The sequence below is a fragment of the Flavobacterium flavipallidum genome (assembly GCF_038289905.1).
In the GTDB taxonomy this organism is placed as follows: domain Bacteria; phylum Bacteroidota; class Bacteroidia; order Flavobacteriales; family Flavobacteriaceae; genus Flavobacterium; species Flavobacterium flavipallidum.
This window is the reverse complement of the sequence record NZ_JBBYHU010000054.1, coordinates 1-10138: the sequence shown is the minus strand read 5'-3', so window position 1 is coordinate 10138 and position 10138 is coordinate 1. Positions and strand designations below refer to the sequence as shown.

General features: G+C 32.3%; 6 protein-coding genes and 1 pseudogene. 2 read left to right on the top strand and 5 right to left on the bottom strand.

Translation table 11 applies throughout. From position 1 onward, the window contains the following. The 3 genes and pseudogenes from AAEO59_RS16080 to AAEO59_RS16070 all read right to left on the bottom strand — a co-directional run. Window positions 1–270: pseudogene (locus tag AAEO59_RS16080) on the bottom strand (transposase); the annotation flags it as partial. Between the two features lie 232 nt (window positions 271–502). Beyond that, complete coding sequence (locus tag AAEO59_RS16075; protein ID WP_341701770.1) at window positions 503–3490, bottom strand: glycoside hydrolase family 2 protein; 2988 nt, start codon at window positions 3488–3490, stop codon at window positions 503–505. Between the two features lie 229 nt (window positions 3491–3719). Beyond that, on the bottom strand, window positions 3720–7379 hold the full coding sequence (locus tag AAEO59_RS16070; protein ID WP_341701769.1) for a hybrid sensor histidine kinase/response regulator transcription factor: 3660 nt from the start codon (window positions 7377–7379) through the stop codon (window positions 3720–3722). A gap of 475 nt (window positions 7380–7854) precedes the next feature. Here AAEO59_RS16070 and AAEO59_RS16065 point away from each other — a divergent pair, with 475 nt between their 5' ends. Next, on the top strand, window positions 7855–8580 hold the full coding sequence (locus AAEO59_RS16065; protein WP_341701768.1) for a hypothetical protein: 726 nt from the start codon (window positions 7855–7857) through the stop codon (window positions 8578–8580). 72 nt (window positions 8581–8652) lie between these two features. On the opposite strand, the gene AAEO59_RS16060 is transcribed toward AAEO59_RS16065, so the two are convergent. Then, window positions 8653–9315 carry a DUF3826 domain-containing protein gene (locus tag AAEO59_RS16060; protein WP_341701767.1) on the bottom strand — a complete coding sequence of 221 codons (663 nt, stop codon included), beginning with the start codon at window positions 9313–9315 and terminating at the stop codon, window positions 8653–8655. 161 nt (window positions 9316–9476) lie between these two features. Between AAEO59_RS16060 and AAEO59_RS16055 the strand changes: the two genes are divergently transcribed. Next, window positions 9477–9977, top strand: a complete 501-nt coding sequence (locus AAEO59_RS16055) for a tetratricopeptide repeat protein (protein ID WP_341701766.1) — start codon at window positions 9477–9479, stop codon at window positions 9975–9977. Between the two features lie 73 nt (window positions 9978–10050). Here AAEO59_RS16055 and AAEO59_RS16415 read toward each other — a convergent pair whose 3' ends face one another. Then, a complete protein-coding gene (locus AAEO59_RS16415; RefSeq protein ID WP_407934929.1) occupies window positions 10051–10137 on the bottom strand; it encodes an IS3 family transposase in 87 nt (28 codons plus the stop codon). Window position 10138 lies beyond the last annotated feature (1 nt).

Below are 10138 nucleotides of genomic sequence, written 5' to 3'. Positions count from 1 at the left end.
TAATTGTTGGGATAAATTATAAGCTGTTTTTATCTCAGGATATAGTTCAAAGAGTAGTTGAGCTCTTTCTTTTTGGGTATCAGTCCATTTTTCTTTGGATTTATAAAGTAGGTATCGGCTTCTAGCTAATAATTGTTTTAGTTAATCTCCATTGGTTAATAATTCAATATTAGGTGTTTTATTTTCTGATTTAGCTTTTAGTATTAATTGATTTTCTACCTCCATAGCTTCCCATCTATGTTTGTTACTAATTTCGTGTAAAGCTTCCAAGGCTAACTTTTGTACATGAAAACGGTCTGTTACTTGTATTGCTTTAGGGAAACTTTTTTTGCAATTAATTTCATCGAATTAGCCATATTAAGAGTGATTTCTTTAACGGTCTGTCTTTTTTTAAAATCAATTATACCTATCTCCATTAAAAATATAGATAGGCTTTAACTGACCAAAAACCATTTATAAAAATTTATAAACTTCCATTTCTATTCGTCATACAACGAATCTCTTAGCGCAAAGCCTCATAAAATTCCACTTCTACAATTGGCAATTGTGGCATTTTAGATTTAGTTTGCTTCAAGCCTCCTTCATCTACTTTTCCGGTGATTTCTACTAAGTTAATTTCATTACTATCCTTAGAAGTTCCTATAAGTTCTATTGTTACTTTTTTACCTTTTACTGGAGTTGGGATGTCCAAAGTCACATACCCTAAACTCGTTGGTGTATTACCTTCAAATACTTTTTTACCATCAACTAAAATTCTAATTGGATATTGTTTACTTCTCCAACCAGCTAATTTCATCACCACCTGATTGATTTTGACCTCTTGAGCCAACTCATATTCAATTCTTGCAGCACCGTCTCCATTAGTCCATTCACTCAATTCATTATCATCAAAACTTTTTTGAGCATCGGCCTGATTTGAGTTGGTTTTTGCTCCAATTATGGCAACCGCATTTCTTGTTTTAGTAAAAGAAGACGTATTAGGTGTCGGACCTTTTTCTAAATAAGAAGCTAAGTTTTCATTTGGCAAATTAGTAGACAAAGCACTTAAATCCGTGGCAATCGTTTTTACAGTAATCACAGCTGTTTTTAGGGATTTAGCTGTTGCTTTAATTGTTATAACACCTGCTTTATCAGTAGAGCGTACCATGATTCGGTTTACACCACATTCTACCGGTAAATTTTTAGAACCAATATAATTATCCGGTCCCTGAGCAATGCCGCCAACGTATGTCCCTTCTCCACTTACCTCAAACTGAATCATATCCATTGCTGTTGGACAACGATTTCCTTTATCGTCCACTACTTCCACCTGAATTAAGGCTAAGTCGTTTGCATTGGCCAACATGCCTGCTGGTCTTGCTATTGAAGTTAACTTAAGACTGGTTGGTTTTCCGGCTGTTTTTATTTCATCTTGGCAAACTTCTTTACCGGTTTTATCATAACCTATAGCTTTTATTGTACCCGCCTGAAAAGCAATATCTTTGAAAGCAAATAAGAATTTTTTATCCTGAATGCCTTTACCTACGCTTTTTCCGTTTACAAATAATTCTACCACATCAGCAGTTGAAACTACTGTAACAGCTTTCTTCACCCCTTTTTCATAATTCCAATGACCAATAATATGAGCTGCTGGTTTTTCGGTATCTACCCAGCCATCCCAAATTACCTGATGGGCATAAAAACCATCTTTAGGGATACGCATCGGATCAACTTCTCCACTTCGTCGATAATTTTCCTGACCTCTGAAATGCGTATTGGAATCACTAAAAATGATATTCACTCCTCCTGAATTAACACGGTCTCCAGTTCCCGGACGCATTTCCCAGTAATCGTACCAACGGGTTACACTTTCGATAGCGTGTGCATCCTGATTGTGATTATAAGGACTCGCATCTGCCACCTTAGTTCCGTTTACATTTTCATGCGACGTCCCTCCAGTTCCTTCTTTATGAAAAGGGGGAGTAAACTCATCCCAATATTTACGTAATCCTTCGTCACGACTGTACTCAGTAGCCCAAAAAGGTATATGTTTACTTTTATTAATATATAGCATTTCCCCACCATATTCCGCTACTTTGCTATCCAGCATTTCTCTGCTACCAATGGCTCTTCCTCCAAAAGGATCATATTGCTCTTTAAAAGCTTTCATTTGTTTCATATGATCCTCAGAAATACTTTCATTTCCAGATTCATAAAACAAAATACTTGGATTATTTCTATTGTAAATGATTGCATCGCGCATCAATTCCGTACGTTGCTCCCAGCGTCTTCCTTCAACATCTTTCTCTGAATCTCCTGCCGGCATTGCCTGAATCAATCCTACACGATCACAGGATTCCACATCTTGCTTCCAAGGTGTAATGTGCATCCAGCGAACTAAATTCCCATTACTTTTTACCATTAAACTATTGGAATAATCACTCATCCAGGCTGGAACTGACATTCCCACCGACGGCCATTCGTTACTGGTTCGTTGGGCATAACCATGCATCATGATTACTCGGTCATTCAAATAAACCATACCGTTTTTAAATTCGGCTTTTCTAAATCCGGTTTTGATTACTGTTTTGTCTACTGATTGATTATCGACTAACAACTCAGAAGTAACAGTGTATAAATAGCCATAGCCCCAACTCCAAAAATTCAAATTATTCAATCCTTTTGAAGCTTTTATTTCTATAGTTTCATTAGGTTTTAACGAACTGGTTTCTCCTAAAAAAACAGCTACTTCTTTGCCTTCTAAATCCAAAACGCTTACTTTCAATTGCGCTTTAACCGCTGCTGAAGTTTCATTTTTTACCTGAGATAATACATTTACAGTGGCTTTCTTTTGAGGAATATCAAAATCAGTTGCATACACATAAGTTCCCGTTGTTTTCAAGAACGAATATAAAGGCAGTGTTTGGTATACCTTAGATTTGATGTGTAAAAAAACATTCTTAGGTAATCCACCGTAATTAGCATTGAAATTTTTATCATTCCATTGAAAAGTTGAATTCGTTGCTTTTTCACGGTATTTCCAATCATTATTGGTTTTTACGGCAATCACATTCACCTGAGGATAAGGTTTTACATAAGGGGTCAAATCCAATCCGAAAGCCATTGCTCCGTTTTCATGCAAACCTACCAATGTCCCATTTACATAAACCTCTCCCATTTGACGCACTCCTTCAAATTCGATAAAAACTTTTTTATCAATAGCATCTTTTGGTAATTGAAACGTTTTACGATACCAGGCAATTCCGGTAGATAAATGATCAATAGCCACCTTGAAAGCCTCGTTTTGGTTCCATGCAAACGGTAGATTTACTCCTTTCCAGGTTTGGTCATTAAAATCTGAATTTTGTGCGGTTGCAACTTCGCCCACATTTAATTTCCAACCGTAATTAAAATTGTATTTGCCTGCTTCAGATATTTTTTCTTGTGCCTTAGCATTGATAAAAAAAAGACTTAACAATCCTAAACCAGCAACCATTCCTTTCCAATTCATCTTTGATATTTATTTTGATGTAATAATTTATTCTATCTTATCTTAAAGATATCACTTAAATTTTATATTTTTTATAGTTCTACAAAAATAGATTGTTCACCATTTTCATGACTTATCAAAAATTGCCAATCCTTATCAATTTCGGACAAATGCCCGATTTGACAAGGATTGGCAACAATTAAATATGACAAAAGCGAATTCTTTTTTACAAAAAAATAATCTCAAAAAATTATTTTAAATACTGCGAAGGACTACAACCAAAATGCTTGGAAAATGTTCGGGAGAAGTTAGATGGTTCGGAAAAACCTAACTTATAGGCAATCTGCGAAATACTCAAATCCGAATTTCGAAGTAATTCTTCAGCCTGATTCATTTTTACTTTAGTTATGAATTCATGAACAGTGCTTCCTGTTATTCCTTTTAACTTTCGATACAATTGGCGTTGACTAATCATTAAACTCTGGGCTAATTCTTCGCTATTAAAATCAGGTTCTTCCATTCGTGTTTTAATAATCCCCATTATTTTTTCAAGAAATTCATTATCCTGATCTTGAATTTCTTCCTGTAGTTGTTTAATTTCTTTTATTCCTGCCAACTTGTTTTGCAGAATTATACGGTTTTCCAGGACACTTTTTATTTGAGCACTTAAAACATCTACATTAAAAGGTTTCATAACATAGGCTTCGGCACCCAGATTATACGCTTCAATTTTGCTTTCATCTGCACCTTTAGCCGTCAGTAAAATAATAGGTATATGACAAGTCTTCTCGTTTTTCTTTAGCAGTTTACACAACTCAGTCCCTTCCATTTCAGGCATCATAATATCTGAAATGATGATATCAGGAATAAATTTTTCGGCTGCTTCTAAACCTTTTTTTCCGTCATATTCCTGTATCAGATGATACGTTTTACCTAATTCTTTATTAAGATACATTTGGACATCCGGATTATCTTCGACTAATAATAATGTAGGTTTTGAGCTTTCTATAACTATTGTTTCAATTTCGTTTTCCGAAATAGCAGTCCCAATATTTGTTTCTTTATCTGAATCATCAAAAACATTCGTTTCCTGAACTGCCACATATGGTAAATCAATCTGAACTCTTGTACCATTTTGAGGAAAACTTTCAATTGAAATGGTCCCCTGCATCAATTCGATTAAATTGCGCGACAGCGATAAACCAATACCTGAAGAATATCCGTAATAAGGACTTGGCCCTACATTATTGAAAGGTTCAAAAATCTTTTCTAATTGAGAGGCTTCTATTCCAATTCCATTATCTTCAATTTTTATAGTAAGCTTTGATTTTTCCAGATTCAAATGAGTGGATAAAATAACTTTTCCTCCGTCAGGTGTATATTTGAATGCATTAGACAATAAATTAGTAACTACTTGTTCTAGCTTTTCGAAATCCAAACTGCAAACTAAATTATGATTCTCGGGCAAAAATTCCAGACTGATATTTCTTTTTTGGGAGATAAAAAGAAAGGATTTGTAACAGTCATCTAAAAACTCGTTAAAACTTCTACTTGTAAGATGTAATTTTAGTTTTCCAATTTCCGATTTTCTAAAATCTAAAATTTGGTAAATCAACTTAGTCAGATAATCAATATTTCTATTTACAATAGAAAAATAAACAGCCTTATCTTCAGGAGCTACTTTATCATCCTGAAGCCGTTTTAAAGGATCAACAATTAAGGTTAAAGGAGTTTTTAAATCATGAGAAATGTTAGTAAAAAACTCTATTTTCTCTTTATTTAACGCTTCTTTTTGAACACTATTTAATCGTTCCATTTCAACTTCATTTTTCAAACGGTCACGATATAAAATTTGCTTAAAAATCCAATATAAAAGAGCAAATAAACCTCCTAGCAATAACAACCTGACCCACCATCTTTCATACCATAGTGCTTTGACTTCAACATGCAATTGCGCCACCGGAGCCTTAGAAATATCAGGAGTAATCAACCTTACTTTAAGCACATAGCTGCCAGCAGGTATTTTATTGAAAGCAATTTTGGTTGAGCTTGTTTGTGTCCAATTATCATCATAGCCCTCTAACATATATTCAAATACCTCTTTTCGGGTATCATAATAATTAAAAGAAGAAAATTCTACCTCAAAACTTCTATTTTCATAATCCAACTCAATAGATTGCGTTTCAGAAAGTGTCTTTGTTAAAATAGGTTTACCCCATATAGTATCTAACGGTTCTACTTTTTGATTGGCTACAAAAAGCGATTTTAATACTATCTTTTTATCATTAGAAATGGCTTTTATCTTTTCAGAATTAAAAGAAACATATCCATTCTTGGAACCAAAATATATTGTATTATTTATTTTATCGTTGTAAAAGGAACGTTCTAAAAATCGCCATGAACCTAACTTATCTCTATTCTGAAAATTGGAAATTTCACCTGATTCAATATTAATTTTGGAAATTCCCTCTTTGTGCGCTACCCAAAGATTTCCTTTATTATCATCGGTGATTGCTGAAATATAAGTATAAGGTGATTTAATACGAAGTGGAACATTAACAATTTGAATCGGCTTCTTTTTAGGATTGATTTTAAATAGTCCTTCACTTGTACCTACCCAAATATATCCTTTTTTATCTTTATTGAGGGAATAAACAATGTTAGCCAAAAAGTTGCCATTATTAAAAGTGTCATTGTTTAAAAGTGTCAAGGAATTATTTTTGATAAGATCCAAATGGGAATTCAAAGTAAGTTGGACTACACCATTCCCCTCAGTTCCTAACCAAAGTTTATTTTTATCGCAAATAATATCCATTACCGTTCGATCTTTAATTTCATTAGTCAAATTGTAATAAACAATTTTAAAATTGGATAAATCGATTCGGGCAATAGCGTTATATAAACCTAACCAAATGACATTTTCATTATAAGGTTCTATGGCATAAACAGACCAGGTTTCTAAATTTGGTGATAAATCTTCATTAATTATACTTCTTATCTGGTTGTTTTTAGGATTGTAATATTCTAATCCATTTACACCTCCAATCCAAATACCTCCATTTTTATCTTGAAATAAAGTACGAACCTGCTGGATTTTACTATTAGAATGATAAAACGGATGGTTTTTAATTAATTGGTTGTTTTGATAAATCAACACCCCTTCATCACTTCCCAACCATATTTGGTTACCCACTTTAAGAATGGCACGTACAGTAGCCAACTTCGTGTTTTCTGAATTTCCTACATAACTATAATGCAATTCAAATGGATTCCGATTTGGATTAGCTTTATAAATATCACCTCCCCTGGTACCTAACCAAATAATTTTTTCATCGTCAATAAAAAAAGTAGTGATATAATCATCCAGTAGACTTCCAGGTTGATTCATATTGGCTTTATATTGAATCTCTTTTCGACTCTTTAAATCAAAAGAAGAAAACAAATGGGTATCGAGAGAATAATATTTACCATTTATTATTTTATCTCTATTTAACGCATTGGAATCAGCATTTAAACTGGAAATAATTTTTGAAGGAACAGCTTCACTGCTTATTATTTTAAAATTATTTAATGCATAATTAAAACGGGCGTATTTATGGTCAAAAGTTAAAAACCAAAGTCCTAATTTATTATCGGAAACTATATTTCGAATTCTATTATTGGGTAACGAAAGTTTATCTTTAGGATTATGATAATAATAATCAAAAGCTTTTCCATCATAACGATAAACTCCATTCCAACTTCCAAACCAGATATAACCCACAGAATCTTTAGCAATTCCATGAATTGAAGTACTTGGATCAATTTCCTGACCTGAAATTTTTTCAAAAAAAAGATGTTGTCCTAAACAATTTGTTACAAACAAATTTGTAATTAAAAAAAGCAGTATTAATAAATCTTTTTTCCGCATCTTATTTTTATTGAAGTATTTCTTCGCAAATATAAAAATCTGAATGAACAAATTAGAGAATAGCTTTTTTCATAATTAAACAAATAAACTTATATAGTTAATTTAAATAAAATAATTGATAAAAATTTAAATCAATTTTATATAAACACAATAGTAAGTAATAAACAGTTTATTTCTAGTTGCTTGGTTCCACTCTGCTATTCTAATCACAATACAGGCCATCCTAAATAAGTAAATTTCTGCAACTAAAGCAGATACAATTTAATTTATAAAATCCTTAATATCAAACTTCTATTTCTACCAATCGCTTCAAATCCTCTACAAGATGTTTCGAAATTTGTTCGTTTGAGGTCACATATTAAAAACGCAAGCATTTATAGTTTTTGCGTTTTATATTTTTTAAAATTATTTTTATTTATTCTAAATAAATAAAATTTACAGTAAATTTGTGCCTCTAAAACATAAAAAATTACTCATGAAAATGAATCTTATTAAAAAATTTGCATTCCTGTTAATAACAACATTAACAACTTCTTCCTTATTTGCTCATGCTTTGTGGATTGAAACAAAAAAAACAGCTACCAAAGGAAAACCACAAGAAATATCAATCTATTTTGGTGAATTTTCAGAAAATGAAATTACAAAAACAGACAAATGGTTTTCTGATTTAAAAGATTTTACATTAGTAATAATTACTCCGTCTAAAAAAGAAATGAAATTAAAATCGACTGCATTAGAAAACAAATACCAAGCTTTCTTTACACCAGATGAAGACGGGGTTTACACAGTAATCATGCAACATACGGTGAAAGATGTATATGGTACTATGAAGCTGGATTATAATTCTAGCGCTACTATTGTTGTGGGAAACAAATCAGTAGGAAATTTAGCTGCAACAAATACAAACAAAATCAGTGTATATACTGAAAACGCTACCACTTTAGCAAAAAACACAAAAATCACCGCAATTGCTTTGTACAACTCAGTAGTAGCTAAACAGCAAAAAGTTAAGGTTATTGCTCCAAATGGCTGGGAAAAAGAATTGTGGACAAATGAAAATGGCGAATTTTCGTTTACGCCAATTTGGTCAGGAAATTATATGATTGAATTTTCTCAAACCGAAAAATCAGCTGGGGAACACAATGGTAAAAAATACGATGAGATTTGGAAAATGGCCACTTACCAATTAACTATTAAATAATTACATCTCTGGCTTTTTACCCCTAAAAAAAAGGTCTTTAATATCATCATAAAAGACCTTTTTCAATAAAAATTATTCTTGTTTTTTGGCTTCTTTTTCAGCTTTAATCTTCTTCGTATAATCAGCATACATCTGACGCCAGTTGCGACCGTGATTATTCAAATACTGTTCGGCTTGGGTTTTATAAATTTCAAAAATAGCCGATATCTCTTTCATACTTTTATAGTCTACAGCTTGCTCACGTGCTTTTTCTAATAATTTTTGAATTACCGAAGTCTCTTCTGCAGTCATATTAGGAACTATAGACTGATAACCTTTCATAGTAAAAGCTACTTTTCCGATAGTATACTTATCTAAAACCAAGGCTACTTGCTCTTCGTTTAGATCTTTTCTCAAACCACTCATTAATCCTTCATGAATTGAAGAAGGCATCGCCGAGTCGGCAATAATTTGTCGGTGTAATTCCGATAACGGCTTCCCATCCAAAGGATTAATTCCGGCAGGAACTGTTGAAGCAGGATGATTATTATGCCAGTCTTTAATAGAAGTTAAATGAATTGCAACAACATCAACTAATCTCTTTTCTTTTTCAGCATCATTTAACCCTAATGATGTAATCCATTCTTTTGCTTTAGCAACATCTTCAGTTGAAGCTTTAATTTGTTGTGCATACACCATAGAATTCAATGTAAAGAATCCTATAAGTAATACCGCTTTTACTTTTTTTGTTTTCATAAATTTTAATAACCGTTAAAAATACATTTCATTGCTTATCAAAAACAAAGCCTAATTCTTCTCCTCTTCAAAAAAATAGAAAATTAAATTTACGAAATAATAATTATATCAAATTTCAATTACTTATTTTTATGCCTCCCAACAACTTTAAAATAAAACCTATGAAAAAAATCATTCTATCTACTTTGCTTCTACTATCAACACTAACTTGGAGCCAAACTGCCGAAAATTATTTTGATCAGGCAATGAAAAAATCAAACGCAGGCAATGCTCAAGGCGCAATTCAGGACTATAATAAAGCAATAAAAATGAAACCTGATTTTGTCGTAGCTTACTTAAACCGCAGTATGGAAAAAATAAAAATAAATGATCTTCAGGGCGCTTTAACCGACGTGAACAAGACTATCGAAATGCACAAAGACAATACCTACGCTTATACCACCAGAGCTAATATTAATTACAAACTAAAAGACTACAAAGCAGCATTAGATGATTGTAATACAGCTATCAAACTTAACTCAGGTGATTATATTACCTACAATCTTAGAGGACTAACCTACATTCATCTGGAAGATAAAAAAAATGCCTGTAGCGATTTTGCAAAAGCAGCACAATTAGGAAGTCAAAGCGCTTCAAAAAACATAAAAACGTATTGTAAATAAAACATGGTGAACATAAACAAAAAAAGCTGTTTCAAAATCTAGACTGCACCCAAAAGTTTAGACGAATTTATAATTAAATTTGATAATAATGAGCTCGATATTGTATCGGGCTCATTCCTTTTAGATTAAGTTTTATTCTCTCATTATTATAGTAATCTATA